The 25,870-nt window shown below is 67.1% G+C and carries 30 protein-coding genes; 12 read left to right on the top strand and 18 right to left on the bottom strand.

What is annotated here, in order from left to right:
* The first annotated feature begins 76 nt into the window (after window positions 1-76).
* Both GGR90_RS13360 and GGR90_RS13355 read left to right on the top strand, forming a co-directional pair.
* Window positions 77-1,282, top strand: coding sequence for a TIGR04063 family PEP-CTERM/XrtA system glycosyltransferase (locus GGR90_RS13360; RefSeq protein ID WP_167921941.1), 1,206 nt, complete (start codon window positions 77-79; stop codon window positions 1,280-1,282).
* 58 nt (window positions 1,283-1,340) lie between these two features.
* Window positions 1,341-2,177: a hypothetical protein gene (locus GGR90_RS13355; RefSeq protein WP_167921940.1), complete on the top strand. Its 837-nt coding sequence runs from the start codon at window positions 1,341-1,343 to the stop codon at window positions 2,175-2,177.
* Here the strand turns inward: GGR90_RS13355 and GGR90_RS13350 are convergent.
* On the bottom strand, window positions 2,174-2,500 hold the full coding sequence (locus GGR90_RS13350; protein WP_245198658.1) for a hypothetical protein: 327 nt from the start codon (window positions 2,498-2,500) through the stop codon (window positions 2,174-2,176). The two genes, GGR90_RS13355 and GGR90_RS13350, sit on opposite strands and share 4 nt — an antisense overlap.
* Window positions 2,497-2,760: a hypothetical protein gene (locus GGR90_RS13345; RefSeq protein ID WP_167921559.1), complete on the bottom strand. Its 264-nt coding sequence runs from the start codon at window positions 2,758-2,760 to the stop codon at window positions 2,497-2,499. The genes GGR90_RS13350 and GGR90_RS13345 overlap by 4 nt, the downstream gene beginning before the upstream one ends.
* Window positions 2,761-2,902: 142 nt before the next feature.
* Here GGR90_RS13345 and GGR90_RS13340 point away from each other — a divergent pair, with 142 nt between their 5' ends.
* Entirely contained in the window at window positions 2,903-3,571 is a 669-nt protein-coding gene (locus tag GGR90_RS13340; RefSeq protein WP_167921939.1) for a LexA family transcriptional regulator, read from the top strand.
* A gap of 41 nt (window positions 3,572-3,612) precedes the next feature.
* On the opposite strand, the gene GGR90_RS13335 is transcribed toward GGR90_RS13340, so the two are convergent.
* Window positions 3,613-3,918, bottom strand: coding sequence for a hypothetical protein (locus GGR90_RS13335; protein WP_167921938.1), 306 nt, complete (start codon window positions 3,916-3,918; stop codon window positions 3,613-3,615).
* A gap of 180 nt (window positions 3,919-4,098) precedes the next feature.
* On the opposite strand from GGR90_RS13335, the gene GGR90_RS13330 reads away from it, so the two are divergent.
* Both GGR90_RS13330 and aqpZ read left to right on the top strand, forming a co-directional pair.
* A complete protein-coding gene (locus GGR90_RS13330; protein WP_245198657.1) occupies window positions 4,099-5,385 on the top strand; it encodes a methyl-accepting chemotaxis protein in 1,287 nt (428 codons plus the stop codon).
* A 100-nt stretch (window positions 5,386-5,485) separates the two neighbouring features.
* The gene (gene aqpZ, locus GGR90_RS13325; protein ID WP_167921937.1) at window positions 5,486-6,211 is read left to right on the top strand and encodes an aquaporin Z; all 726 of its coding nucleotides are present in this window, start codon (window positions 5,486-5,488) and stop codon (window positions 6,209-6,211) included.
* 36 nt (window positions 6,212-6,247) lie between these two features.
* Here aqpZ and galU read toward each other — a convergent pair whose 3' ends face one another.
* From galU to GGR90_RS13295, 6 genes are all read right to left on the bottom strand, one after another.
* The gene (gene galU / locus GGR90_RS13320) at window positions 6,248-7,111 is read right to left on the bottom strand and encodes a UTP--glucose-1-phosphate uridylyltransferase GalU (RefSeq protein WP_167921936.1); all 864 of its coding nucleotides are present in this window, start codon (window positions 7,109-7,111) and stop codon (window positions 6,248-6,250) included.
* Between the two features lie 62 nt (window positions 7,112-7,173).
* The gene (gene yfiB / locus GGR90_RS13315) at window positions 7,174-7,674 is read right to left on the bottom strand and encodes an outer membrane lipoprotein YfiB (RefSeq protein WP_342449939.1); all 501 of its coding nucleotides are present in this window, start codon (window positions 7,672-7,674) and stop codon (window positions 7,174-7,176) included.
* A gap of 16 nt (window positions 7,675-7,690) precedes the next feature.
* Window positions 7,691-8,917, bottom strand: coding sequence for a diguanylate cyclase DgcN/YfiN (gene dgcN, locus GGR90_RS13310; protein ID WP_167921934.1), 1,227 nt, complete (start codon window positions 8,915-8,917; stop codon window positions 7,691-7,693).
* Window positions 8,917-9,453, bottom strand: a complete 537-nt coding sequence (gene yfiR, locus GGR90_RS13305) for a regulatory sequestration protein YfiR (RefSeq protein ID WP_167921933.1) — start codon at window positions 9,451-9,453, stop codon at window positions 8,917-8,919. Before yfiR ends, dgcN begins: the two co-directional genes overlap by 1 nt.
* Before the next feature lie 139 nt (window positions 9,454-9,592).
* Window positions 9,593-10,129: a peptide-methionine (S)-S-oxide reductase MsrA gene (gene msrA / locus GGR90_RS13300; protein WP_167921932.1), complete on the bottom strand. Its 537-nt coding sequence runs from the start codon at window positions 10,127-10,129 to the stop codon at window positions 9,593-9,595.
* A 57-nt stretch (window positions 10,130-10,186) separates the two neighbouring features.
* The gene (locus GGR90_RS13295) at window positions 10,187-11,176 is read right to left on the bottom strand and encodes a M48 family metallopeptidase (RefSeq protein WP_167921931.1); all 990 of its coding nucleotides are present in this window, start codon (window positions 11,174-11,176) and stop codon (window positions 10,187-10,189) included.
* 102 nt (window positions 11,177-11,278) lie between these two features.
* Between GGR90_RS13295 and GGR90_RS13290 the strand changes: the two genes are divergently transcribed.
* The 4 genes from GGR90_RS13290 to rpsI all read left to right on the top strand — a co-directional run bounded on the left by GGR90_RS13290 (window position 11,279) and on the right by rpsI (window position 14,274).
* Window positions 11,279-12,328, top strand: coding sequence for a COX15/CtaA family protein (locus GGR90_RS13290; RefSeq protein ID WP_167921930.1), 1,050 nt, complete (start codon window positions 11,279-11,281; stop codon window positions 12,326-12,328).
* Window positions 12,328-13,131: an aminoglycoside phosphotransferase/kinase family protein gene (locus GGR90_RS13285; protein WP_209023745.1), complete on the top strand. Its 804-nt coding sequence runs from the start codon at window positions 12,328-12,330 to the stop codon at window positions 13,129-13,131. The genes GGR90_RS13290 and GGR90_RS13285 overlap by 1 nt, the downstream gene beginning before the upstream one ends.
* A 166-nt stretch (window positions 13,132-13,297) precedes the next feature.
* Entirely contained in the window at window positions 13,298-13,777 is a 480-nt protein-coding gene (gene rplM / locus GGR90_RS13280; protein ID WP_167921928.1) for a 50S ribosomal protein L13, read from the top strand.
* A complete protein-coding gene (gene rpsI / locus GGR90_RS13275) occupies window positions 13,777-14,274 on the top strand; it encodes a 30S ribosomal protein S9 (RefSeq protein WP_167921927.1) in 498 nt (165 codons plus the stop codon). The genes rplM and rpsI overlap by 1 nt, the downstream gene beginning before the upstream one ends.
* 112 nt (window positions 14,275-14,386) lie before the next feature.
* Here rpsI and GGR90_RS13270 read toward each other — a convergent pair whose 3' ends face one another.
* From GGR90_RS13270 to GGR90_RS13255, 4 genes are read right to left on the bottom strand one after another with little or no spacing between them, the layout of a single operon-like run.
* A complete protein-coding gene (locus tag GGR90_RS13270) occupies window positions 14,387-15,427 on the bottom strand; it encodes a phosphotransferase (RefSeq protein WP_167921926.1) in 1,041 nt (346 codons plus the stop codon).
* Window positions 15,424-16,518, bottom strand: coding sequence for an Rv3169 family protein (locus GGR90_RS13265; RefSeq protein WP_167921925.1), 1,095 nt, complete (start codon window positions 16,516-16,518; stop codon window positions 15,424-15,426). The genes GGR90_RS13270 and GGR90_RS13265 overlap by 4 nt, the downstream gene beginning before the upstream one ends.
* Before the next feature lie 45 nt (window positions 16,519-16,563).
* Window positions 16,564-17,412, bottom strand: coding sequence for a metallophosphoesterase family protein (locus GGR90_RS13260; protein ID WP_167921924.1), 849 nt, complete (start codon window positions 17,410-17,412; stop codon window positions 16,564-16,566).
* Window positions 17,409-18,239, bottom strand: coding sequence for a diacylglycerol/lipid kinase family protein (locus GGR90_RS13255; protein ID WP_167921923.1), 831 nt, complete (start codon window positions 18,237-18,239; stop codon window positions 17,409-17,411). Before GGR90_RS13255 ends, GGR90_RS13260 begins: the two co-directional genes overlap by 4 nt.
* A gap of 227 nt (window positions 18,240-18,466) precedes the next feature.
* Between GGR90_RS13255 and GGR90_RS13250 the strand changes: the two genes are divergently transcribed.
* The 3 genes from GGR90_RS13250 to GGR90_RS13240 are packed head-to-tail and all read left to right on the top strand — an operon-like array spanning window position 18,467 to window position 20,942.
* A complete protein-coding gene (locus tag GGR90_RS13250; protein ID WP_167921922.1) occupies window positions 18,467-19,390 on the top strand; it encodes an alpha/beta hydrolase in 924 nt (307 codons plus the stop codon).
* Window positions 19,387-20,181, top strand: a complete 795-nt coding sequence (locus GGR90_RS13245) for a nucleotidyltransferase family protein (protein ID WP_167921921.1) — start codon at window positions 19,387-19,389, stop codon at window positions 20,179-20,181. Before GGR90_RS13250 ends, GGR90_RS13245 begins: the two co-directional genes overlap by 4 nt.
* The gene (locus GGR90_RS13240; protein ID WP_167921920.1) at window positions 20,178-20,942 is read left to right on the top strand and encodes a phosphocholine cytidylyltransferase family protein; all 765 of its coding nucleotides are present in this window, start codon (window positions 20,178-20,180) and stop codon (window positions 20,940-20,942) included. The genes GGR90_RS13245 and GGR90_RS13240 overlap by 4 nt, the downstream gene beginning before the upstream one ends.
* Here GGR90_RS13240 and GGR90_RS13235 read toward each other — a convergent pair.
* The 5 genes from GGR90_RS13235 to GGR90_RS13215 are packed head-to-tail and all read right to left on the bottom strand — an operon-like array spanning window position 20,930 to window position 25,839.
* Entirely contained in the window at window positions 20,930-21,358 is a 429-nt protein-coding gene (locus GGR90_RS13235) for an HIT family protein (RefSeq protein WP_167921919.1), read from the bottom strand. The two genes, GGR90_RS13240 and GGR90_RS13235, sit on opposite strands and share 13 nt — an antisense overlap.
* Complete coding sequence (locus GGR90_RS13230) at window positions 21,355-22,452, bottom strand: CDP-alcohol phosphatidyltransferase family protein (RefSeq protein WP_167921918.1); 1,098 nt, start codon at window positions 22,450-22,452, stop codon at window positions 21,355-21,357. Before GGR90_RS13230 ends, GGR90_RS13235 begins: the two co-directional genes overlap by 4 nt.
* On the bottom strand, window positions 22,449-23,588 hold the full coding sequence (locus tag GGR90_RS13225; protein ID WP_167921917.1) for a hypothetical protein: 1,140 nt from the start codon (window positions 23,586-23,588) through the stop codon (window positions 22,449-22,451). Before GGR90_RS13225 ends, GGR90_RS13230 begins: the two co-directional genes overlap by 4 nt.
* Window positions 23,588-24,298: an HAD-IB family phosphatase gene (locus GGR90_RS13220; RefSeq protein WP_167921916.1), complete on the bottom strand. Its 711-nt coding sequence runs from the start codon at window positions 24,296-24,298 to the stop codon at window positions 23,588-23,590. Before GGR90_RS13220 ends, GGR90_RS13225 begins: the two co-directional genes overlap by 1 nt.
* The gene (locus tag GGR90_RS13215; protein WP_167921915.1) at window positions 24,295-25,839 is read right to left on the bottom strand and encodes a lipopolysaccharide biosynthesis protein; all 1,545 of its coding nucleotides are present in this window, start codon (window positions 25,837-25,839) and stop codon (window positions 24,295-24,297) included. The genes GGR90_RS13220 and GGR90_RS13215 overlap by 4 nt, the downstream gene beginning before the upstream one ends.
* Between the last annotated feature and the right edge of the window lie 31 nt (window positions 25,840-25,870).

Genomic DNA, 25,870 nt, shown 5'->3' with positions numbered 1-25,870 from the left:
TGTCGACCATATAAGGCGTTGCCTAAGCTATTGGGGTTGACGCCGCGTTAAGCCTTGTCTGTCAAAGCCCCTCACGATGACCCGAATATTACACGTCCTCGATCATAGCCTGCCCGCGCACAGCGGCTACACCTTTCGCACGCGCGCCTTGATGAAGGCGCAGGCGGCAAAGGGGTGGGAGGTCGCGGGCGTCACCGGTGTGCGCCACCCTGAGCCGGGGGAGGATGGCGAAACGGTGGACGGGCTGACCTTTTACCGCACTCCGCCAATCGCGCCGGCGCGCGCGCCGCTCCGCGAATGGCGCGAAATCGGGGCTTTGGCGAAGCGGATCGAGGCGCTGGTGCGCGAATGGAAACCCGACCTTTTCCACGCGCATTCGCCGGTGCTGGACGGGCTCGCGGCACTGCGCGTCGGGAAAAAGCTCGGCATTCCGGTCCTCTATGAAATCCGCGCTTTCTGGGAGGATGCGGCGGTCGGCAACGGCACCGGGCGCGAAGGCAGCCTGCGCTACCGGCTGACCAAAGGGCTCGAAACCCATGCGGTCAAATCGGCCGATGCCGTTGCGGTGATCTGCGAAGGGCTGCGCGGCGACCTGATCGCGCGCGGCATCGATCCCGCCAAGATCATCGTGTCGCCCAACGGCGTCGACCTCGACCTGTTCGGCGACCCCCCGCCGCGCGACAACGCGCTGGGCGAAAGCCTGGCTCTGGCGGCCGACGATGTCGTGATCGGTTATATCGGCAGCTTCTATGACTATGAGGGGATCGACGATCTGATCGCGGCGATGCCCGCGCTCGTCGCCACGCAGCCCAAAGCGCGGCTGCTGCTCGTCGGCGGCGGGCCGATGGAGGCCGCGCTCAAGGCGCAGGCGGCGGCTTCGCCCGCCGCAGGCCATATCCATTTCGTCGGCCGCGTTCCGCACGGCGAGGTCGAGCGATATTATTCGCTGATCGACATCCTCGCCTATCCGCGCAAGAAGATGCGGCTGACCGACCTCGTCACGCCGCTCAAGCCGCTCGAGGCGATGGCGCAGGGCAAGCTGGTCGCGGCGTCCGACGTCGGCGGCCACCGCGAATTGATCGAGGACGGCGCGACGGGGACGCTGTTCGCGCCCGACGATCCGGCCGCGATCGCCGATGCGCTCGCGGGCTTGCTCGAAAACCGGGCGATGTGGCCCGAACGCCGGCGAACCGCACGTATTTTTGTCGAAAGCCATCGTAACTGGTCGTCAAACATTTTACGTTACGAGCCGGTTTACCAGCGATTGCTGCGCGGCGCTTGAGCGCGCCCTGCTTGACGTGAAACAGGACGGCCCGGCGGGCCGATGGATTTGGGACGATATGGAAGAAGCCAGCGAGAACCGGATCAAGGCCGTATCGGCCGCGCTGCTGCGCGCGCTTCAGCCCGCGATCCCGGCGGTGATCGGCGCTGCGGCGCTGACCTTCCTGTTCGCCGCGCTGATGCCCTTTTCGTGGGTCGCGGCGATCAGCTGGAATCTTTATCTCGATCGCCTGTCCGACCTGTTCGTCCCGCCGATCGGCAATGGCGGACGGCTCGCGCTCGCGCTCGGCATGTCGGCGGTCGCCGCCGCGATCGCGGGGCTCGTCGCGCTGCTGATCGCCAGGCCCGACGCCGCCGGCCTGACTTCGCTGCGCCATGTTTTCCGCCGGACGTCCGAAGAGGCGGACGATGACGAACCCGTTCTGACGCGGCGCCGCGTCGACCTGCATCCCGACGATCCCCCGCGGCCGCCGATCCGCGCGGGCCGCGATCTGCCGGCGGGCGGGCTCGGCGCGGTCGGAGCAGCGAGCGTTTACGAACCCGCCGAATTCGATCCGTGGCTCGGGGCGGCGGCGGTCGAAGCCCAGGAAGACCCCGAAGAAGAGCTCATGCTCGCCGACCTGGCCTCCGAAGAGGATTTCGGCGGCGACGCGCCCTGGTTGCAACCCGCCGAGATGACCTCGTCGTCCCCCTTGCCCGATCCTGCCGACAAATCGCTCGGCGCGATGGTCGCGCGGTTCGAAGCGGGGCTGACGCGCCGGCGCCAGGACGCGATCGCAAAGGCGGCGATCCCGTCGGCGACAGGTGTCGCAGCCGAAGACGAGCCGGAGGTCGATTTCGCGCTCGAAGCCGCGCTCTCCACCTTGCAGCGAATGACGCGCCAGACGGCCGGTTAATCCTCGACCGTCAATATCTCGATCCGCAACATCTGCGGGTCGCTTCCGCATTCGACTACGACATCGGCAACGATATGCCCGGGCAGCGTCCATTCGGCCGCACCGAGCTGGTCCTGCAGCGCACGCACTGTCGCCTTTGCGTCTCCCGCTGCCAACGCGCAGGGAAAGATGTGGCGCGCCCCGACGAAGCTCGCGCTTGCCCAGGGCCGGAAGGTCGAAGCGCCGGGTGTGAGGCCTTGCGGCAATTCGCGCGTCAGCAGGTGGCGCAGCCGCCGATGCGGGCAACCGGGGCGGGGCGCAAGGGCGGGGGACCAGCGCATCATGCTTCGCTCCCCGCATCGAGGCGCCAGAAAGCACGGGTTCGGCGGTCGCCGAGGGGCGCGACATGGCCGACGCGGCGGTCGGCGCGCCATTTGCTCATAAAATGCTCCACGCGGCCTATGATTTCGCGTCCCGGCTCGCGGCCACTGCGCAGGTCGCTGACGAAGCACGGGTCGCGCAACGCCGCCCGGCCGAACACGCTGGGTGGCATCGCCGATTCTTTCAAAAAGGCCTCGATCCGTTGCAACAGGCTGCGCTCCATCATGTTCTCCCTGACCGCGCTCAAATGACCGGACGACTCGTCCAATAGGATATTTCCTATCTGTTGGCAGTCGATTTCCTACTTGTCTAGGAAAAATCCGTTTGCTAAAGACGAAATAGGAAGGACCAGCCCCGCACGACCCATGGCCGATTTTGTTCAGAACCCCCGCGCCGCGCTCGATCGCCTCTTGGCCGACAAGGGCATCGATTATGCGCGCCTGTCGCAGGTGATCGGGCGCAACCCCGCCTATATTCAGCAATATATCAAGCGCGGCTCACCGCGGCGGCTGGCCGAGCAGGACCGTGCCCGCATCGCCGCCTATCTGGGGGTATCGGAAGCGATGCTCGGCGGGCCGGTGCAGCGTGTCGCGGCCCCGGCGCGCGTGCGCGGGCCGGGGATGATTCTCGTGCCAAAGCTCGCGATCGGCGCATCGGCGGGGGCGGGGGCGAGCATCGACGGCGAACCGGTCGAGGGCGAGGTCGCCTTCGATCCCAAATGGCTGCGCGACCTCGGTGCCGATCCGCGCGCGCTCAGCATCATTCGCGTCGAAGGCGATTCGATGGCGCCGACGCTCGACGACGGCGACGATATATTGGTCGACGGCGGCGATGCTGCGGCGCGGCTGCGCGACGGCATTTACGTGCTTCGCATGGACGATGTGCTGATGGTCAAGCGTATCGCGCGCGCGCCGGGACAGGGGCGCATTTCGGTGATCAGCGACAACCCGCATTATCGCAGCTGGGACGATTTGCCGATGGCGGCGATCCAACTCGTCGGCCGCGTCGTGTGGACGGGACGGCGGGTGCGTTGATCATCTTCGCCTGACGGCGAAGATCGGACGCTGCGGTCGATTCAGCGCGGCGCGGCCATCTCGGCTTCGATCTCATGCTCGAGCACCTCGGCGCGTCGGCATTGTTCCTCATTGCCGTCGCGGCATTTCTCGGCCGCCTTGTCGCGCTGGCGCGACAGCTTGCCGACGCGCTCCTCGCGCTTGCGCAACTCGCGGCCGCGATTGCGGTCGGATTCGTCCTGGCTGGTCGTCGACCAGTCGGCGACCTGGCCGACGGCTTTCACCGGCGCCGTCACCACCGTCTTTACCGCGCTGACGCAGCCGACGAGCAGGGGGGCGGCCAAGACCGCTATGACGAAAGCGCGCATTTCATTCTCCTGCCGATCAGGCGCCCCATCGCATAATCGCCGCGATCTGAACAGAATATTGCGACAGGGCGACGACGCGGCCCGCTCATGTGTCACATCACTGAAATAAATGGTTAAATTGCTGTTCACTCTCTGCCTCTACTCGACACGCGAACCGGGTCGCAGCTTGAAGAGGATCGAATGAACGCCATCGGACATGGTTTTACGCCGACGTCGGGCCACGCGTCCGCGATCGGCGCCGGCGCGCATATGTCCGAGGTCATCGACCTGTTCCGCCGCGATCCGCAATTGCGCGCGCTCGCGGTGGTCGATGGGGATGACCGCCCGATCGGCATCATTCGCGAGCAGCGCGTGCGCGAACTGCTTTTCTGCCCCTTCTGGTTTTCGCTGATGCAGAACCCGACGATCGGCGGGTCGATCGCCTCGATGGTCGAGCCGTGCGCGACCGCCGACGTCGCGCGATCGACGGCCGACCTGCTACGGATCGTCGCGCGGTCGCCGGGGCAACAGGAGCTGATTCTGGTGAACGCGGGCCGATTCGTCGAAACGCTCGACAGCGGCCAGCTTGCCAGGCTCGCGATGCTGCGCGAGGTCGAGCTGGCGCAGGAGAGCGCGGCGCGCGCGACGCATATCGACGACGCCGGACGACAGTTCCAGCACGACATCGCGGCGCTCACCGCGACGCTTTCCGAAACGGCGAAAAAGGTCGAGGCGGTCGCCGGCGCGCTGTCCGAACGCGCGCAGCAGACGGGCCGCGACGCGGTGACCGTTGCCGGGGCGACGGCGCAGACGCTGGCCGGGCTCCAGGACCTTGGCGACCGCGGCCATGCGCTGGCCGCGACCATGACCAGGATCGTCGACGACGGGTCGCGCGCCCGCGCCGTTCGCGGCGAGGCGCACGGCAAGATCAGGCAGGCCAGCGAACGCGCCACGGCGCTGAAGGCGGCGAGCCAGTCGATCGAGCAGATGCTCGCGCTGATCATCGATATGGCGAGCCGCACCAATATGCTCGCGCTCAACGCCGGGATCGAAGCGGCGCGCGCGGGCGATGCCGGTCGCGGTTTCGCCGTGGTCGCCTCCGAAGTGAAGACGCTGGCCAGCCAGACGCGCGGCGCCGCGAGTGACATCACCCAATACATCGACCGGATCCGCGACATTGTCGGGCAGGTTGCCGCGGGGTTCGACGAGGTCGAGCGGGCGATTGACGCCAACAACGGCTTTTCCGACGCGATCGACCGCGCGGTCGACGGCCAGAGCGCGACGACGCTGACGATCGCGAGCTATGTCGAGCAGGCCGTGTTCGCGGGGCGCGAGATCGACGTGCGCGTTCGCGAGATCGGCCATGGCGCGACGGCGGTGGGCGATGGCGCGCAGACGCTCGGCCGGCTGTCGGCGGGGCTCAGCGAGGCCGCGCAATCGCTGCACCAGCGCGCGCGGCACTTCGTCGAAGCGGTCGCCGCCGCTTGATTCCGCATGTTCGAACAAGTGCTTGCCCGATTCGGCAACGCTGATAGGATGACACTTGCGCCGGGGGCGTCTGAGGCCGCCGGCGGGGAGGAGGGTCAACATGACGAATATCCAAAAGGGTTTGGCCGAGTTCATCGGCACGTTCTGGCTCGTTTTCGGCGGCTGCGGCAGCGCGGTTCTCGCCGCCGCCTTTCCCGATGTCGGCATCGGATTGCTCGGCGTCGCGCTCGCTTTCGGTCTGACGGTCGTCACCATGGCTTATGCGATCGGTCATATTTCGGGCTGCCATCTCAACCCCGCGGTCACCGTCGGCCTGTGGGCGGGCGGACGTTTCGACGCGCGCGAGATTCCGCTCTACGTAATCGCGCAGGTGCTCGGCGCGATCGTCGCGGCGTTCCTGCTCTTCTATATCGCGAGCGGCAGTCCCGTTTATGACCTGGCCACCAATGGCCTTGCCGCGAACGGCTTCGGCGAGGGGTCGCCGGGCGGTTACGACATCTGGTCAGGCGTGCTGATCGAGGTTGTGCTGACCGCCTTCTTCGTCTGGATCATCATGGGATCGACCGACGGCCGCGCGCCCGCGGGGTTTGCGCCATTGGCGATCGGCCTTGCCTTGACGTTGATCCACCTCATCTCGATCCCGGTAACCAACACGTCGGTCAACCCGGCGCGCAGCACCGGCCCCGCGCTCGTCGTCGGCGGACTGGCGCTCCAGCAATTATGGCTGTTCTGGGTCGCGCCGCTGATCGGCGGCGTCGTCGGCGGCCTTCTCTACAAGACGCTTGGAGCCGATACCTTCCCGAAGCCGAATATCGAGGGCGAATAGTCGCCTCTCCGGCGGGGGCGTGCCGCCTCCGCCGGTCTATTTCAGCAGGTCGACCGCAAAGGCGCGGACCTCATCCGCCATATCGGGGCGTTCGAGCGCGACCGCCAGATTGGCCTGGATATAGCCCGCCTTCGACCCGCAATCGTAACGCGCGCCATCGAAGGTGACGGCGTGGAAGGGCTGGTTGCCGATCATCGTCGCCATCGCGTCGGTGAGCTGGATTTCGCCGCCGGCGCCCTTCTCCTGCCCTTCGAGCACGCGCATCACTTCGGGCTGGAGGATGTAGCGGCCGGAGATGATCAGGTTCGACGGCGCGGCGTCGACCGCCGGCTTTTCGACGAGCCCCGTCACCTCGGTCAATGCCCCGTCGCGCGCGCCGGGCGCGATCACGCCATAGGAGGACACCTGTTCGCGCGCCACTTCGAGAACGGAGATCAGATTGCCGCCGACCCGGGCATAGGCATCGACCATCTGCTTCATGCAGCCGGGCGAGCCGTGCATGAATTCATCGGGCAGGAAGATCGCGAAAGGCTCGTCGCCGACAATGTCGCGCGCGCACCAGATCGCGTGACCCAGCCCGAGCGGCTCCTGCTGGCGGACATAAGCGCAGGCGCCGGGACCCAGCCGCGTCGGTTCGAGCACTGATAAATCCTTGCCGCGCTCGGACATCGTTTTTTCGAGTTCGAAGGCGACGTCGAAATGATCCTCGATCGCGCTCTTGCCGCGCCCGGTGACGAAAATCATCTGCTCGATCCCCGCCTCGCGTGCCTCGTCGACCGCATATTGGATCAGCGGCCGGTCGACGACGGGCAGCATTTCCTTGGGGATCGCCTTGGTCGCGGGCAGGAAGCGCGTGCCGAGGCCGGCGACGGGAAAGACGGCTTTACGGATCGGTTTCATGGACGAAGGCCTAGCGGCGAACGCCCGCCAAGGAAAGGGCGGGGCACCGGTACGTGTGCGCCCTATTGCGGGGTGACGATCACGACCACGCGCCGGTTGTCCTGCCGGCCTTCGGGCGTCGTATTGCTCGACAGGGGCAGAGTTTCGCCGCGGCCGACGATCTGATCCGCGGTGAAGCGCATTCCGCCCGCCTGCATCGGGGTTGCGACCGCCTCCGCGCGCGCCTGCGACAGCCAAAGATTATAGGCCGATGTTCCGGTCGAATCACTATGTCCTTCGACCCGCGCGGTCGCAATCCCGACCGAAACGAGCTTGGCCGCGATATCGATGATCCGCTTTTGCTGATCGGCCGGGATGCTGCTCTGATCGGAGGGAAAGAGCAGCCGTTCGGGCATATTCAGTTCCCAGCCGGGCCCGGTATCGACGAACCCCTCCGACTGGAGCGTCGCGATCTGCGCCGCGCTGAAACCGCTGGCGGGCGGCGTGCTCTGGCACGCGGCGAGCAACACTGCCAAAACGGTGAGCGCGAAGAGGCGGATGGGGTGGGGGAAGGCGTAAGTCACGGCGTCTCTCCGTCGGTCATCGTGAACGGTTGGCCAATTTGTCGGCATACATTGCGGCGTCGGCGGCGGTGAGCAGCGCGGTCGGGTTGCTGCCGCTGTCGGGAAAGACCGCGACCCCGACGCTGACCGACGCGCGATAGGTTTGGCCGTCGGGCAAGGTGATGGGTTGCGACACGCAGGTCCTGATCCGGCTGGCAAGCTCCTCAGCGACCGCATCGGCGTCGAAGGGGTCGATGATGACGACGAATTCGTCGCCGCCGATGCGGGCGGCGAAATCATCCTTGCGCAGCGTTTCCTTGATGCACGCCGACAGCGCGACGAGCACGGCGTCGCCCGCGGCGTGGCCGAAATTGTCGTTGGCCGCCTTGAAATTATCGGCGTCGATGAACAGCAGCGCAAAGCGGCTGCCGCGCGCGGCAGCGGCGTCGATGCGCCGCGCGAGTTGATCGTCGAAGGCGGCGCGGTTCGGCATCGCGGTCAGCGGGTCGTGCGACGCGCGGTGGGCGAGCATCGCGCGTTCGCTTTCCATATGGCCCTGCCAGCCCTGCAATTCGTCGAGCAAGGCGTTGATGTCGCCGCCCAGCCGGTCGAGTTCGGCGATGCCGAGCGGTTGGACCCGCTTGTCGAAGCGGCGGTGCAGTCGCACGTCATGCGCGACCGTCGCGATTTCGTTCAAAGGTTTGACGAGCTCATATTCGAACCGCCGCGCGAGGAAAATCGTGCCGAACGCGGTGATGAGCAAGCAGGTCAGTCCGGCGAGCAGGCCGAGCCGGACATAGTCGATCAGCGTCGAACTGTCGCCCCATACCTCGATCGTCCCGATCATCGATCCGTTGCGCTCGACCGTCACCGCGAAGGGGCGGGGAAAAAAGATGCGGCTGAGCATCGGTGCCGGATCGGCGGTGGGCGAGGTCCACTCGGTCACCGGCCGGCCGACATCGTTGAGCACGCGCAGCCGCGCGATGCCGGGAATGCGCGTGAGCGGCTCGAGCCCTTCGCGCGCGGCGACCGGATCGTTGAATACCAGCGCCGGCTCGACGCCATAGGCGCCCAATTGGGCCGCCAGTTCCATATTGCGGTCGGCATAGCCGCGCAGCGCCGTCACCCCGGAGAGTAGGATCGTCAGCCCCGACAAGGCGACGGCGAACAGCGTGATCCCGAAATGGAAGCGCGACAGCAGCTTTTGCAGCGTCGTGCGCGCGCCGATGCGCGGGGCGGGGCGAGGCAGATCGGGTCCGCTCATCATGTCCCTCCCTGACCCGAACCGATGCGCAGCACGCGCGGATCGACCCGCAGTGGCCCGCGGCCGATCGCGTCGAGATTGACCGAGAAGCTGAGGCTCGCGGAACGACTGCTGAGGCAGAACATCGCGCCATAGATGCACGCCGCATCATCGTCGGTGATCGTCAGAACGGGCCGGCCGCGCACCCATGCGATCAATTGCCGCCGGTCGCCGACCGGCATCCGGCCGAGGAACAAGATGTCGCAGTCGGAGGTGACGCCGGCCGCGGTCATCGGGCGGACCGATATCGAACCCCGGCCCGGCGTGTCCGGCGCCATGCGGGGCGCGAGGCGCGGTGTCCCGACGACGCACATCTGCCTATTGGCGGCGGGCGACCCTTCGGGCCAGCGGGCATAGCTCGCGATGCCGCCGATCATCCGGTTGACCGCCCGCGTCATCCCGCCGGCGCTTTCCTCGACAGCCGACTGGCTTGCCGCCTGAACCGACATCTGCGGCGTCGTCACCAACGCGCCGATCAGAAACAGTGATGCCAGCACCGAGCCGTGACCCCCAACCGCGCTTCGGGGTCACCCTGCCCCAATGAAGAGGCGTCCGCTAGTCAAAACAATTGGAAAGTCAATGAAAAGTGACGTCATGCGGCCACATGTCAACGTGGCCGCATGCCTCGCGGCGCGTCTATGCGGTGCGCAGACGATCGCTGAAACCCTTGCGCAATTTGGCCAGCTTCGGGGGAATAACCGCCATGCAATAGGGGTTGCGCTGTCCTTCGCCGTCCCAATAGGCCTGGTGATAATCCTCGGCCGGATACCATTCGGACGCGCTTTCGATGGTCGTGACGATCGGCGCGGGCCAGTCGGCCGCGGCGCGCTGGATTCCGTCGCGCGCCGCGTCGGCCTGCGCGGCGTCGAGCGGGAAGATCGCGCTGCGATATTGGGTGCCGATGTCATTGCCCTGGCGATTGAGCTGCGTCGGATCGTGCGTCGCGAAAAAGACGTCGAGCAGATCGGCATAGGAAATGACCGAGGGGTCGAAGCTGATGCGGATCGCTTCGGCATGACCGGTGTCGCCGCCGCACACCTGCTTATAGGTCGGGTTCGCGGCATGACCTCCGATATAGCCGCTCTCGACGCCGTCGACGCCTTCGAGCGACTGGAACACGGCTTCGGTGCACCAGAAGCAGCCTCCGGCGAAAATGGCGGTTTCACGGGTCATGGCGTTGATCCTTGTCGGGGGAGAAGGGAATATCCCCAAAATAGGATACGCCGCCTCCTATTCCAAGGGCGGGGGCGCATTGATCAGCGGCGGGTGCAGCGGCCGGCCGAGCATGCGCGCCGCGGCGATGGTCGCGGCTTCGGCTTCGAGCGCCGCGACGCGGTCGCGCCACGAGGGATGGGTGCTCGCCTGGAACAGCGGCCGGCCCTTGCGCTGGCCGAAACGCGACCAGAAGCGCGCCGCGGCGGCGGGATCATAGCCCGCCCCGGCGAGCAGCCACACCGACAGCCGGTCGGCCTCGATCTCGGTTTGCTTGAACATGCGCGCGTTGCGGCCGAATTGCTTCGCCAGCCCGCGATCGACGCCCGCCGCGTCGAGCCGGGCGCGGTGGCGCAGGATATTGTGCGCCAGTTCGTGGGCGATCGCCGCCGCGAGTTCGGCGTCATCGGGCGAAAAATCGACGAGGCCTTGATTGACGAGTATCATGCGTCCGTCGGCGACCGCCCCCGGCTTCTCGTTCGCCTCGACGCGAAAGTCGCTGGCGCACCCGGGTTTGGGCAGGATGTCGACAGTGCGTCCCGCGCCCGTATCAAGCGTTAGCGGGGTATCGACGGGCCGCGCCGCGAGATAGGTTTCGATCGCGGTGATCCGCGCAAAGGGATGATTGCTCGCGCCGTCGGGGACGGGCGCTTCGCCGATCCCGGCGACGGGCGTGCCGACCCCGATTCCCGTCGATGCGGCCGGCGATGCCGGCGCCAGCGCGGCGATGAAGGCATGGGTCTGGTCGGCGGCGCCATAGACGCCGAGCGCCTCGGCGCGGCGGTCCGCGTCGTAAAGGCGCGGGTCGCCCCAGATCCAGCCGAACTGTGGTTGGCGTGCCGGGCACCAGGCGGCGTTTTCGGTCGTCAGGCGAAATCCGATCGCCGCCACGCGCGCTTCCGCCGCCGCCAACGCGGCATAGGGCGATGGCTCGGCGGGCGCCGCCATCGACGGCACGCCTATCGACAGCATCAGGACAGTCAGGATCGATCGGGCGCGGCGCGGCATCCCCGCCCCCTATCAAGACGCACCTGTCGCGACCATGAATTTCCCGGAGGGCCGGGCTTCGGAGCTCTTGCCTATCGTTCTGCAAGCGACGATAGGCGGGCGATGACGCAGATTTCCCCTTCGCCCGCGCCCGCCGCGCGCCAGCCCCGCCCCGCCGCGCTGGCGCGCTGGCTTTGGGCGGTCGCGCTGCTCGTGATCATCGTGGTCGCGGTCGGCGGCATCACCCGCCTGACCGAATCCGGGCTGTCGATCACCGAATGGCGCCCCGTTTCCGGCGTCATTCCGCCGCTGACCGAGGCCGGGTGGGTCGCGGAGTTCGAAAAATACAAACAGATTCCCGAATATCAGGCGATTAACCTCGGCATGACGATCGAGGGCTTCAAGGCGATCTTCTTCTGGGAATGGCTGCACCGCATCCTCGGGCGGCTGGTCGGCATGGCGCTCGTCGTCCCGCTGATCTGGTACGCGTGGCGCCGCGCCATCCCGGCGGGTTATGGCTGGCGCCTGTTCGCGCTCGCCGCGCTCGTCGGGCTGCAGGGCGCGATCGGCTGGTGGATGGTGGCTTCGGGCCTCGAATATCGCACCGACGTCAGCCATTTCCGCCTCGCGACGCATTTGCTGACCGCGCTGTTCCTGCTCGCCGGGCTCGTCTGGACGGCGCGCGACCTCGGCACGCTGGCCCGCAATTCCGCCGCCCGGCCGGCGCGGCTGACCGGTCCGGCGGTGGCCGTGATCGCGATCCTGTTCGTTCAGTTGCTGCTCGGCGCATGGGTCGCGGGGCTCAACGCCGGCTATGTCGCAAGCACATGGCCGCTGATGAACGATCATTTCGTGCCCGAGGGCATCGATTGGGCGGGCGGCGCATGGCTCGCGCTGACCAACGATCCCTTCCTCATTCATTTCCTCCATCGCTGGTGGTCGTGGATCGCGGCGCTCGCGTTGCTGCTCCTCGCGCGGACGCTGTCGCGGCGCGGCGCGGCGCGCGAGGCAGGGCTGCTCGCCCTGGTCATCGCGGCGCAGATGCTGCTCGGCATTTGGACCGTCGTGTCCGGGGTTTCGATGTGGGTGGCCGTGCTGCACCAGGTCGTCGGCGCGATCCTCGTCGCGACCGCGGCGGCATCGCTCCACCGGCTCGGCCGCGCCGACGCGTGATGCCGGCGGGCGCTCTCGGTGCCTTGCTGCTGCTGACCGCCTCGCCACTGGCGGTTCCCGCGTCGAGCGGTGCTCCGGCCGCCGCGACCGCCGAGGTTCGCTTTGCGCCACCGGTGGGCGTGCCGCTGCGCTATCGGGTAACGACGCGCCGTATCGGCCGTGACGGAAAGCTGATCGATTTCGCGCTCGTCTATGCGCTGCAATGGCAGCGGACCGGGCGGGGCTATCGGCTCGATTCGGTGCTCGAACGGATCGATTCGGGCGGGGAGCCCGGCGTGACGCGGATGCTGATGATGATGCTCGACCCGCTGGTCGGCGAAGAAATCTCCTATCTGGTTCCGCCCGACGGCAGCCGGATCGATATGGTCGACCCCGATCAATTGTGGGAACGGGTGACGGCGCGGATGGAGAAGGCGGGCGCCGAAGCGGACCGGCCCGAAGCCCGGCAGCTGGCGCAATTGATCGCCGCACTCCCCGCTGCCGAGCGCGACCGGCTGGCGGCCGCCGACATTCGCGCGCTGATCGCGCCGGCGAACGATGCGCTTCCCGCCATCGCGACACCTGATGATGGCGACGTGTCGATAGTCGACGACGGCGCCCGGCGGACGATCGCCATGGTCGAGCGCGATTCGGCGTCGGTCGCGGGAAAGGCGCAGCCGCTCGAAATCGCCAATCTGTGGACCATCGACACCGATACGGGGCTGGTCGTGCGTGAGCGCCGCCAGAGCTGGATCGTCACGGCCGACGGCGAAGGCCGCAGGCTGATCGAGGAGCGCGTGCGGGCGCTGGAACCGGCGCCTTGAGGGCAAAGGTATCATAATACCCGTCAGCAAAGCCGCGCTATGCTTGACTTTTCACTGGTCTGGCGCCATTGGCCCGCTCCGAAGCGCCGCTTCGTCCCGACGGGACAGGCGGCGCCCCTGTTTCGGGGCACTCATGCTCCGGTCCATATCTGTCAAGGAGCGTGCCATGAAGGCGCTGACCAAGACGACCCAGTCGGCGAACGCCGCGACGGTCGAAAAGAAATGGGTGCTGATCGACGCCGAGGGCCTCGTCGTGGGCCGCGTTGCGTCGATCATCGCCAACATCCTGCGCGGCAAGCACAAGCCGTCGTTCACCCCGCACGTCGATTGCGGTGACAATGTCATCGTCATCAACGCCGAAAAGGTGGCGTTCACCGGCAAGAAGCTGGAGGACAAGCGTTACTACAAGCACACCGGCTATGCCGGCGGCATCAAGGAAACGAGCCCCGCGAAGATCCTCGAAGGCCGTTTTCCCGAGCGCGTGCTCGAAAAGGCCGTCGAACGCATGATCCCGCGCGGTCCGCTCGGCCGCCAGCAGATGCGCAACCTGCGCATCTTCGCCGGCACCGACCATCCGCATGAAGGGCAGAGCCCCGAAGTGATCGACGTCGCGTCGATGAACCGCAAGAACAAGGTGGGTGCATAATGGCTGACGAACAGACCATGACCGATCTCAAGGATCTCGGCGGCGCCGTCGAAGGCACCGTCGCTCCCGCAGCCCCGGCTGCGCCGCTCCGCGAAAAGATCGTCGACAAGCAGGGCCGCGCCTATGCGACCGGCCGCCGCAAGGACGCCGTCGCCCGCGTGTGGGTCAAGCCCGGCACGGGCAAGATCACGATCAACGGTCGCGACCAGGAAGTCTATTTCGCGCGCCCGACGCTGCGCCTCGTCATCAACCAGCCCTTCGGCCTGACCGAGCGCGTTGGCCAGTATGACGTGATCGCGACCGTCAAGGGTGGCGGCCTGTCGGGCCAGGCGGGCGCCGTTCTGCACGGCATCGCGCAAGCCCTGACCCGCTTCGAACCGGCGCTTCGCGGCCCGGTCAAGGCGGCCGGCTTCCTGACCCGCGACAGCCGCGCGGTCGAGCGTAAGAAGTACGGCAAGGCCAAGGCCCGCCGCAGCTTCCAGTTCTCGAAGCGTTAAAGTTTTTCCGCCGACGGGCGGAGAAGGGAAGGGCGGTCCGGCAACGGGCCGCCCTTTTTCGTGGCTGCTTTGAGTGGATTTACGGTCCGCTACCGGCCGAAGATTCCCCCGGCTACAACAACTCCAGACTCCCCAGCATCAGCGCCTGTCGTGCGGGGCGCTCGGCCATTACCGCGAACATCTCGTCGCCGCGCGCCGTGCGCTCGACGCTCATCGACGCGAAGACCGCCATGAAATAGCCACTGAGCGCGCCGACCCGGTAATCGGTCCACAGCTCGGCTTCATCGGGCGCAACGCCCAACTGTCTGAGCGCGCCGATCCAATGGTCGAAGGCCGGCCGGTCGGCTGCCGCGCGCTCGACGGGATCGGCGATGCTGGTGCCGACAAGATAGGCGAGGTCGCTCGCGCCGCTGCCGCGTCCCAGCGTCTGCCAGTCGACGAGCCAGCAGCGGTCGCCGCCCGGGGCAAAGAGGATGTTGTCGATGCGCAGGTCGCCGTGAACGATCGTCCGCGCCGAGGGCGTGCGCGCCAGATAGGCGTCGAGCCGCTCGACGATTCCCGCGCCGAGGTCGAGCACCGCCGGGTCGAGCCGCGTCGCATAGCGTTCGCGAAAGCCGAGATAGAATTGCGGAAAGAGGTGGCGGACCAGGTCGCCATTGTCGCGAGAGAGCCAGGGCAAGATTTCGAGCCGCGGATCGTTCCAGAGCAGCGCGTGCAGGCCCGCCGCGGCTTCGATGCAGGGAAGGAGCCCGGCAAGCCCGGTGCCGGCGAGCTGGTCGCCCTGCCGCGCCGGCGCGAGGTCGGAGAGGAGCAGCACGAAATCGACGTCGTCATCGGCAATCTCGGCATGATAGCAACGCGGCGCGGCGACGCCGCTGCCCGCCGCAAGCTCGCGATACCAGCTGACTTCCTTGACATAGGTGCCGGTGAGCTTCGCGATGTTGCGGCTGGCCTCGTCGTGGCTCGGGCATTTGGCGACGACGCTGGCGGGCGCGTCGATGCCGTCCTCCCAATCGAGCGCCAGGCGGTAGCTGTCGCACATCTGCCCGGTGCCGACCTTGGCGGCGGTGAAGCCCTTCAGCCTTCCCGGCTGCCCGAGCACATCGCCGAGCCATGCCGCTGTCATCGCCTCGGGCGAGGTCGGAAAGCTCAATGCGCGGGGTCCATAAGGCCGGCAAGGCCGGTCGGCTCATGCGGGCCGACGAACAATTGTTCGAGCACGCCCATGCCGCGATGGACGCTGCCGCCGTCGGTCAGTTCGGCGGTCACGAGCGCCTGAACGTGCATCGCCAGCGGATTGCCCCAGCCGCGGTCGGTTTCGGGCAGGCTGTCATGCGCGACGGCAAGCTCCGGACCGTGGTCGAGCCCGTGCCCCCAGAGCGGATGCGTGTAGCCGAGCCCGCTCATCGCAAAGACCGGACCCGCCGGCGTCAAGGAAAGCCTTCGCTCGCCGCCCAAGCCGGTGGTCATCGCCGCAATCCGCCGCGATCCCGCTTGCCATTCGATGTCAAAGCTCGCGGCGTCGAAATGCCGCTCGGTCCCGCCATCGCCCACGACGACCGCGCGGCGGTTCCAGGCGTTGCCCGCGCCATCGTCGTTGCTGTGGAAGAAGAGTGAGCTCGCTTCGAAATTGCACGGCGTCCATAGCCAGAAGAACTGGCTGAAATTACCCTCGGGCGGCGGCTGCGGTTCGCTTGCGCCGACGGGACGCACGCCCCAGCTGCGATCGCGCGTCCCCGCCCAGTCGGCGGCGACATCGACGCGCTGCCCACCCACCGACAGCCAGCCCGACCAATGTCCGTTCTGCGTCATGCGCGTATAGTCCATGAACAGCCGTGTGCCGTTCCGCCGGATGAAACGCGGTTCCTCGATCGGAAAGTGGCGGCCGGAAAAGCGCAGCTCGCCCGCGAGGGGCCCGTCACCCGGCGCGACGCGCAGCGTGACGATTTCGAGCGGGACGTCGATCTCGAGCGCGATCGGTCCGATCGACAGGTCGAGCCGCTCGCCCCCCGACCGGCGGCTGGCGCGAAGATTGTGCTGCACGCCATCGGCAATGACGCAAAAGCTCGCGTCGATGATGCCCAACTGCGGATAAAATCCCATCGCGGCGGCGAAGAAGATCGATCCATCGGGCGAATAGCCGTTGAAGAAATAGCGGTCGTAAAAATTGCGGTCGGTCCCGGCGAACGCAACCGGCTCGCTGGTCTGATGCAACGGATAATCGTCACCTTTTGTCAGCATCATCCTCATTCCGTTTTTTGTTGCAACCTAACGGGAAGCGGCGCGGCGTCAATGCACCGGCGGATCGACCCTCGGCACCGCCGCGACGGGCGCCACCGGTTCGCCGGGTTCGCGCGGCGGCAGCGCGTCGGGCGGCACATCGTCGATCTGCATGTCGGGGGTCGGGACATGATCGAGATTGCGCACACGGACGTCGATCGCCGCGCCTTCGACGGTCAGGTCGTTGAAACTCGGCGGCGTCGAACGGATGCGCCGCGATAGCGTCCCCGCGCCGATCATGCGGATCGGGCCGGCCGCAGTCTCCTTCACCAGGTCGAAGGCATCGTGGACGTGCCCCGTAAGCACCGCCGCGACGCCGCGCTTCGCCAAGGCAGCGAGCGCGCGTTCGCCGCCGCGCGTCAGCGCGCGGCCCTTGGTGCCGGCCTCGACGAGAGGGTGATGCGCGGTGACCAGCACCGTCGTGCCGCGCGGGAGGGCATCGATCGCGGCGAGCGTCTTTTCCAGCGCCTGTCCCGTCACCCATCCCTTCGACCAGTCGAGCCGCCATTGCGCGCGCGCGGTGGTCTTCAGCGGCACCACGACGACGCCGGGCAGGTCGAGTTCGCGTTCGACCAGCCGTTCGATCCCGCGAATGCGGCGATAGGGGAAGAGGAAGCGTTCGACGGGGTTGAAATAGGGAAGGTCGTGATTGCCGACCTCGACGGTCACCGGCACGTCTAGCGCGCCGATCCAGTCGCACGCCGCGGCGAACTCGCGGCTTCGCGCGCGCATCGTGAGGTCGCCCGTGATCAGCACCGCATCGGGCCGCTCGGCGCGAACGCAATCGGTGAACCAGCCGAGCGCCGCGCGATCCTCGAGCCCGAAATGCAGGTCGCTGATATGGAAGAGCCGGGTCATGCCGTCGCGACGAAGTCCACTGCGCTCGTTCCCAGTCCGAAGCGCGCGGGCGAGGGCGTTTCGCCGAGCTCGCCGTCATATTCGAGGCTGATCGGCGCTTCGCTTTCAAGGATGATCGTTTCGCTGCTGACGATTTCCTCGCTCGGTCCTTCGCGAAAATCGCCGCCGAGCCAGGCGAGACCGTGGCGCAGCACGTCGGCGGTGCCTTCGGTCAATATGCCGTCGGCACGGATGCCGTGCGCCGTGGGGGTGAGGATGATCGCAGGATAGGCTTGGCCATGTCCCGCGACCGCGACGCCGGGGGCGTTCATCATTTCGTCGAGCGCGTCGGGCGCCGACCGGCTCGCTTCGATCAATCCGTCCTGCCGCATCGTTTCGCGCACCTCGGCCCACCGCGTCGCGGGGCCGGCGACGATCGTGATGAAGGCGTCGCCACCGTCGGACCGGATCATCGGGACCGGCTGCCGCCGGCCCTTGCCGTGCAGCGCGTCCGACAGGATTTCGGGCACCGGCCGGTCCCCGTGCAGCTCCTTCGACAGAAGGTTTAGCGTGCCGCCGGGCAGCGGCAGGACGGCGCCGTTCCAGCCCGCCGCCTTGGTCGCCGCGGCATTGATCGTCCCGTCGCCCGTCCAGACGAGCAGCAGGTCGATGCCTCGCCGCTCGAGTTCGGCGGCGTCAGGGATATCATCGTCGGGCAGCGCAAAAGTCGCGGCGAGCGGCGCGCCTGATGTGCGGCAGACCTCGGCAATCGCGCCCATAATGTCTTCGTCGTGACCGCCGCTTTTGCTGTTGCAGATCAGGGCGGGGCGGGAGAAATGATTGGCCATCACCCTTTTCTACGCGCGAGCGCCGAAAAGGTATCCATTGAATTTCGTCATCCCGGCGAAGGCCGGGATCTCTCCGGCGCGTCGAACCGCAAGGTCGAGATCCCGGCCTTCGCCGGGATGACGGATGGACGGATAAATGGCTGTGTCCGGTCATCCGCCGCTTGTTCGTCGTCCAGCGGCCCTGTAGGGCGCGGATGGATGGCGAGCCGGTTTCCAAAGGACAGCGATTGATCAAGATCCTCTTCGTGGTGCTGCTGCTCGTGCTGCTGTTCGGCGGCGGCGCAAAGATGATCGTCGCGGGCGGCGCGAAGTCGCTCAACATGGCGGACCGGCTGCTCGGGCAGGGCGACGGCGCGCGCTTGCTGATTGGCGATCAGCCCTATGGCAACGGGACGCGCCAGTCGCTCGACATCTGGGTGCCGGGCAACGCCAAGGAAGGCGATCGCCTCCCCGTGGTCGTCTTCTTCTATGGCGGCGGTTGGGACAGCGGCGAGCGTGGCAGTTACGGCTTCGCGGCGCGCGCGCTGGCGCGGCAGGGTTTCGTCGTCGTCATTCCCGATTACCGGACGGTTCCGAAAGCGCACTGGCCGGACTTTCTGGAGGACAGCGCGGCGGCGGTCGCCTGGACGCACGAGCATATCGGAACGTTGGGCGGCGATCCCGACCGGATCGCGCTGATGGGGCATTCGGCGGGCGCCTATAATGCCGTCATGCTCGCGCTCGACCCGCAATGGCTGCGGGCGGCGAAGAGCGATCCGTCGATCGTCCGCGGCGTCGCGGGCCTCGCCGGACCCTATGACTTCCTGCCGCTCGAAAAGGGCGGCCGCGCCGAAAAGGCGATGGGCAAGGTCCGGCCGATCGAGAAGACCCAGCCGATTCATTTCGCGCGCGGCGACGCCCCGCCGCTGTGGCTCGCGAGCGGCGATGAGGATGCGGTCGTGCGCCCGCGCAACAGCCAGAACCTCGCCGCCGCGATCGAACGCGCGGGCGGCGCCGCGACGTTGCGCATCTATCCGGGCATGGGCCATACCGGCATCGTGATGGCGCTCGCCGCGCCGTTTCGCGGGAAGGGGCCGGTGCTCGACGAGGCCACAGATTTCCTGCGCGGCGTGACCGGTCGCCGCATCGCTCCCGCCGAGGCGGTACGATGACCGCGCCGATCCCCGCGATCATCCTCGCGGGTAGCCGCCCGGGCCCCGATCCGCTGCTCACCGGCACCGGCGTCTCAACCAAGGCATTGCTGCCGATCGCAAGGCAGCCGATGCTCGTCCATGTCGTGACGGCGCTGCGCGCGGCGCCCGGGGTGGGCCCGATCACCATATTGGCGCAGAACAGTGCCGAGCTGGCGGCCGAGCCGGGATTGGCGGGGCTCGCCGACCTGCATTTTGCAGATGCGGGGCAGGGGATCAGCAGCTCGCTCGCCGCTGCCTTACCGCCGGGCGACGATCCGCTGCTCGTCACGACGGCCGACAATGTTCTGCTCACGCCAACGATGATCGCGGAGTTTCTGGGCGGCGCGGCGGACAGCGACGTCGCCGTCGCGATGGTCGAGCGCGATGTGCTGCTCGCGCGCTATCCCGAATCCAAACGCACCTGGCTGAAATTCCGCGGCGGCTGGTGGTCGGGCGCGAACATGTTCCGCCTGCGCGGGCGCCGCGTGCTGCCTTTGCTCGACTTTTGGGGGCGCATCGAGCGCGACCGCAAGAAGGGGCTCAAGATCGTCGCGGCCTTCGGGCCGTGGCTGCTCACCGGTGCGCTGCTTCGCCTCTTCACGATCCAGCAGGGCGTCGGGCGCGCCGGGCTGCGTTTCGGCCTCAAGGCGAAAGTCGTGCCGATGTCCGAACCCGAGGCGTGCATCGACGCCGACAAGCCCGCCGACATCGAACTGATCGAAGCGATATTTGCCGCGCGGCGCGAAGCGGCTATAGGGCAGCCCCTATGACCATCGACAAAGCCATCATCCTGTCGGCCGGGCAGGGCTCGCGCCTGCTGCCGCTGACCCGCGACATCCCCAAATGCCTGATCGAATTCAACGGCCGCAGCCTGATCAGCTGGCAGGTCGCGGCGCTCGTCGCGAACGGGATCAAGGACATCGTCGTCGTCACCGGCTTTCGCACCGAACGCGTCGAGGATCATGCGCTGCAGCTTTACCGCGACACCGGTGCGCGCATCCGTACGCTGTTCAACCCCTTCTTCCAGGTCGCCGACAATCTCGGCACCTGCTGGATCGCGCGCGAGGAGATGGACCGTAATTTCATCATCCTCAACGGCGACACCATCGTCTCGGACGAGATTGTCGCGAAGCTGATCGCGGGCGCGAACGAGCCGATCAACGTCACCGTCGACGTCAAGACCGACTATGACGACGACGATATGAAGGTGAACCGCGACCACGAAGGCCGCCTGCACCATATCGGCAAGCGGCTGCTGCCCCCCGACACCAACGCTGAATCGATCGGCATGCTCGCCTTCGTCGGCGACGGTCCGTCGATCTTCCGCAACCAGGTCGACCAGATGATGCGCACCCCCGACGGGGTCGAACGCTGGTATCTGCGCGCGATCGACATCATCGCGAAGGGCAACCGCGTCGGCACCGTGTCGATCGAAGGGCTCGAATGGCAGGAAGTCGACTTCCCGCAGGACGTCGAAGCCGCCGATGCGCTCACCGCGAAATGGGCCGCCGAAGGCCGCTACGCGAAATAGGGTTTGAGCCAGCCGACAAGCGCGGCTGTCTGTGCCTCATCCAGCTTTACGGCCTGCCCAAGATCGGGCTGCGCCGGCCAGCCGGCGTCGCCGATCGTCAGCCCTGCGCCCGAGCGTTCGCCGTCATAGCGCGGCAGGACGTGGAAATGGACGTTCGGGTCGACCATCATCAGCATCAGATAGTTGATCTTCGCATAGCCGACCGCCTGCGTCAGCGCCGCCTCGATCGCCGCCGTCGCGATTTTGAGTTCGGCATGCGCTTCGGCCGGCAAGTCGCCGAATGCCGTCGCGTCCGATTTCGCGGCAAGCACCAGCGCGCCGAGCGTCGGCTGCGCGGGGCGCAGCAGCACGACCCAATGCTCATATTCGGCGATCAGCGTCGCGGGATGGCCGAATTTTCCGATGGTTTCGTTCATGCTGCTTCCATCCAGCTGGTGATCGGGCGGCCCGAACGCTTGACGCCATAGGCCTGCACCAGCCGCACGGCATGGACGACCAGCGAGATCACCGTCCACCAGGCCACCGCGATCAGGCCGATGTCGGGGCGTCCGGCGAGCGTCGCGAAAAAGAGGATTGCGAAGTTCGGGTTGCGGCGCGCGGTGATCAGGCGAAAATCGCTGTCGAACTTCTGCCAGACATGGATGTCCATGCCGAAATCCTTGATGAACAGGCCCTCGATCACGCGCTGGAGCACATAGCCCGCGACCACCGCGACCATCACCCAGATGAAGGTCTGCGTCGACAGCGCGAGCCCCCACGCGCCGAGCCCGACGCCCCAGAAATACCACCAGAAGGGCGGATGGACCAAGTCGACGCCATGATCGGCGACATTGCCCCATTTCGACGAGGTGATCGTGCAGCGCGCGAGCTTTCCGTCGACCGTGTCGAGCACCATGAAGATGAAGGCTGCGAGCATCCCCGTCCAATAATGGCCATAGGCGAAGAGATAGGTCGCATAGACGCAAAGCGCCGCGCCGATCGCGGTGACCATGTTCGGCGTCATGCCGATGCTCGCGGCGCCGCGCGTCAGCCACAACGCGAGTTCGGGCCACAGATATTTGGTCAGCGCGTCGGTGACGCCCTTGTACGCACCGAAATAGCTCTTCCGCTCGATCGCGCGCCGCGTCGCAGGCGTCAGCCGCTGGATGAAGGGGCAGTCGAGCTTGCGGAGCTGGCGGTTGTAGATTTGCGGATTGTCCCGATAGTCGACGATGCTGAGCGCACCGCGATGCGGCGCGATATCCGCCGGGGTCATGCCGCCGGTCAGATGCGCCATCACCAGGTCGCCGCCATCCATCACCACCGTGCCGGGCAGCGTCACGATATGACGCAGCCACACCGGGTCGAAGACATAGTCGAGATTGACATAAAGCTGCACGCCCGACGCCTTTTCGGGCAGCCCTTCGGCGCGTGCGAGCCGCCGCAGCCGTTCGGCATTGGTCATGCCCCACAGCAGCGTCGGATTGTCGCCGATCGGCGTCAGGGCGGGGAGGGACTTGGCTTCGGTCATCCGCCGCTCTTATCCTGCCCGGCGTTCTTTGCAAGGAAGCCGAGGATCGCTTCGGCGCCGCGCCGCGCCGCGCCCGCCGGATCGCCGCCGATCGATTCGGCCAGCCGCTCGCGCTGGGCATCGGCATAAAGCGGATGGCGGGCGGGAGCTTGGTCCAGCGCCTGTGGCAATTCGGCAAGATCGTCGATGACGTCGCCGAGTGTCCAGAAAAGATAATCGAGATCGCCCTGCCAGTCGACCTGATGCGCGTTCAGGAAAATGCACGGGCGCGGGGTCGCGAGAAATTCATACACCTGGCTGCTCACATCGCCGAGGTAGATGTCGGCGCCGCTCGTATAGCTCATGTCGAACAGGCGGTCGGATGCGAAGTCGATCGTGACCTTGCCGGGGACCGCCAGCTTCGCCACCGCCGCGCGCTCGGCATCGCTCGCTTCGGCGAACAGGCGAACATGCGGCGCGACGACGAGATTGTAACGATCCTGGCCCGTAAACCAGGCGATGATGTCGCGGCCGCAGCGGTCCCACGACGACAGCTCACGCTTGAAATGCGGCGCGTAGAGGACCGTCGGCCTGCCGTTTGCGAACAGCGGTTCGCGCGCCGCCTGCAGCCGCGGCATCAGATCGAGCTTCACATAGCCGTTCACCGCATAATGGCCCGGCCGGATCGTCTTGGCGTCGAGCATCCGCTGTTCGCTCTTTTCACCCGCCACGAGCGCAAAATCGAAATGCCGGTCGCGCACGTCGAAGGTAATCGCGCGGTCGCCCGCGCCGTGCGGGGTGAAGATCAGCCGCGTCCCCTGCGACAGGAAATGCCGGATCGCGGTGGTCGTTCGTTCGGGCACGACGATCGCATCGAACTGCCGCAGGAAGGGCAGGGCATCGAGCAGCATCGGCAGGCGCGGATTGCGGAAGAGGCCCATGTCGCGGAGCCAGCGCGCCAGTCCTTTCTGGCCGAGCGGGGTGATATTCGGTGCGAAACCCGGATAGGCCAGCGCGACCTGCTCGACCATTCGTAAATGGTCCGCGCTCGCTACCGCGACGTCGATGACTTGCCCCGCGGCCGCCATCTCCGCCGCTAGGGGCAGCGCATGGAACACATGATGCGGCTCGCCGATGAAGAGGAACAGGATGCGCACTAGCGGACCTCCGCCACCGCCGCATCCTCGAAATCGGCGGCGCGCCAGCCATGCTTCGCGGCGAGCCGGGCATATTTGGCGCCGCGCCCGACCAGCCAGGCCTCACCGGCCAGCGCAAAGGTCGGCGCATCGCTGAAATGATCCGAATAGGCGCGGATATGCGTCGTGCCGTCTGGGGCGTTCGCCGCGAGCCATTCGCTGACGCGTTCCGCCTTTTCCGCGCCGTAGCAATTGGGCCCGTCGAGCAGGGGCAACCAGTTACCCGCCCCATCGCGCTGGTGGCGCGAGGCGACGATGGCGTCGAAGCCCAAGGCCTCGGCGATCGCACCCGCGTAGAATTCGGGAGCGGCGGTCGCCATCAGCAACCGATAGCCCTCGGCCCGGTCGCGGGCGATACACGCGGCGGCGCCCGGCGGGACGTCGCGCGGCACGCGCCACGCGGCGAAGGCTGCGGCAAGGGCTTCGGCCCGCGCCGGCGCGATGCTTTTGCCCAGCATCAGGCGGATGGCGGCGGGCTTGAACCGGTCGCGTCCGTAAAGGCGCAGCGCATGGCCGATCATCAGCCCGGCGAGCGCGGGCAGTAGCAGCAAGCGCCACGGCGCCTCGCGCCACGCCGCCCAGAGCAGGAACAGCGTGAAGGTCGGGATGCGCAGCACGGTCCGGTCGAGATCGTAAATTGCGACGCGGAGGGAGGATGGGGTGTCGGTCATGCGGTTTCGGGTTCGAACAGCCGGAGTTTGCGGCCGGTCTTGCCCAGCGACATGCGATCGGCGAGCGGCAGCGCGAAGCGCAGCGAAAGCCATATGGAAGCCATCGCGGTCAACAGGAGCAGCGGCAACGAAAACCCGTCGGGGAGGAGATCGACGAGCATGGCCACGGTGCCCGCGATGAGCGTGATCGCAATGCCGCGCAAGGCGACCTTCGGGAACTGCGCGTCGAACGGATGCAGTTTCTCGACGGTCGCAAGCTGGAGCATCGGAATCGCCGCCATGACGACGAGCCCGATCGCTGTTGCCAGCGTCACGCCGGTCAGCGGATCGAGATGGCCGACGATCAGCCAGCCCGACCCGATCGCAACCGCGACGCCGAAGATGCTGGCGGTGACCTGTTGGCGGAAGGCGGCGACAACTTGCAACACCGGCGCCGAAATGCCGAGCACCGCTTCGGCGGCGCGCGCGAACAGCAGGATGACCAGCGCCGCCTGCGCGGCTTGCGCCCCATGGCCGAACAGACCGAGCAGCGACGCGCTGCCCGCCGCGAGCACCGCGGCGAGCGGCAGCGCGATCGCCAGGATCAGCCGCGTCGCATAGGCATAGATGTCGGCGACCTGGCGCCGGTCCTCGCGCTCGGCGCTGGCGGCGAGCGGCGCCATCACATAGGCGAAGGCGATGCGCACGAGCTGGACGACGCTCGACAGCTTGCGCGCGATCGTGAACAGCGCTGCCGCCGCCGCGCCCGCCGCGCCGGGAAGCAGCATGTTGAGGATCAGCGCCGGCGCATCGCCGAACAGCCGTGCGATGATGTTCGAGGGCAGGATCGAAAGCCCCGCCAAAAAGGTGTTGCGCGCGGTCTCTCCCGCCCACGGCCCGCGCCACAGATCGGCGAAGCTGTAGTGGCGCGCGAGCAGGCGGACACTGAGCGCCGCGGTGATGCCAAGCGAACAGAGGTGCGCGATGAACAGTCCCTTGAGGCCGAGCCCGCCCGCGAAGAACAGCCCGGCGAACACGAGCCGCATCACCTGTTCCCACACGATACGCAGGCGGATTTCGGCACCGAACACCATGCGCGCGCGCAGCGCCGAGGTCGCGATCTCGACAAAGGCCCACAGCGGCAGCGCCCAGACGAAGATGCGGATGGCGGGGGTGACGAGATCGCGGTCCTTCGCCGCGACATTGAGCAACGGCCCGAGTTCGGCGGCGAACACGGCGACGAGCGCCGCGACGAGGATGCACGGGCCGACGCCGAAGACGATCGCCGTCCGCAGTGCCGCCGCGGCTTCGGCATTGCTGGCCGATTGCGGCACGGTGCGCTGCATCGCGCTCGTCATGCCGAGGTCGAAGATATTCTCGAGCAGGTTCACCGCCGCCCACAGCACGGCATAGAGGCCGTAACCCGCGAGGCCGAACATCAGGACGTAGAGCGGCTGCGCGACGATTTCGACGACCGCGCCCAGCCGCGCCAGCACGGTCGTGCCAAGCCCGCGCGCGACGCTGCGGCTGGTAACGGCGGGCTGGTCGGCGCTTTCGCTCATCGCAGTCGCCCTAGCGCCTCGTCCGCGCTGC

The organism is Sphingopyxis italica (assembly GCF_011926545.1).
Classification (GTDB): Bacteria; Pseudomonadota; Alphaproteobacteria; order Sphingomonadales; family Sphingomonadaceae; genus Sphingopyxis; species Sphingopyxis italica.
Note: the sequence above shows the minus strand (reverse complement) of the source record. Positions and strands in the feature narration are given on the sequence as shown.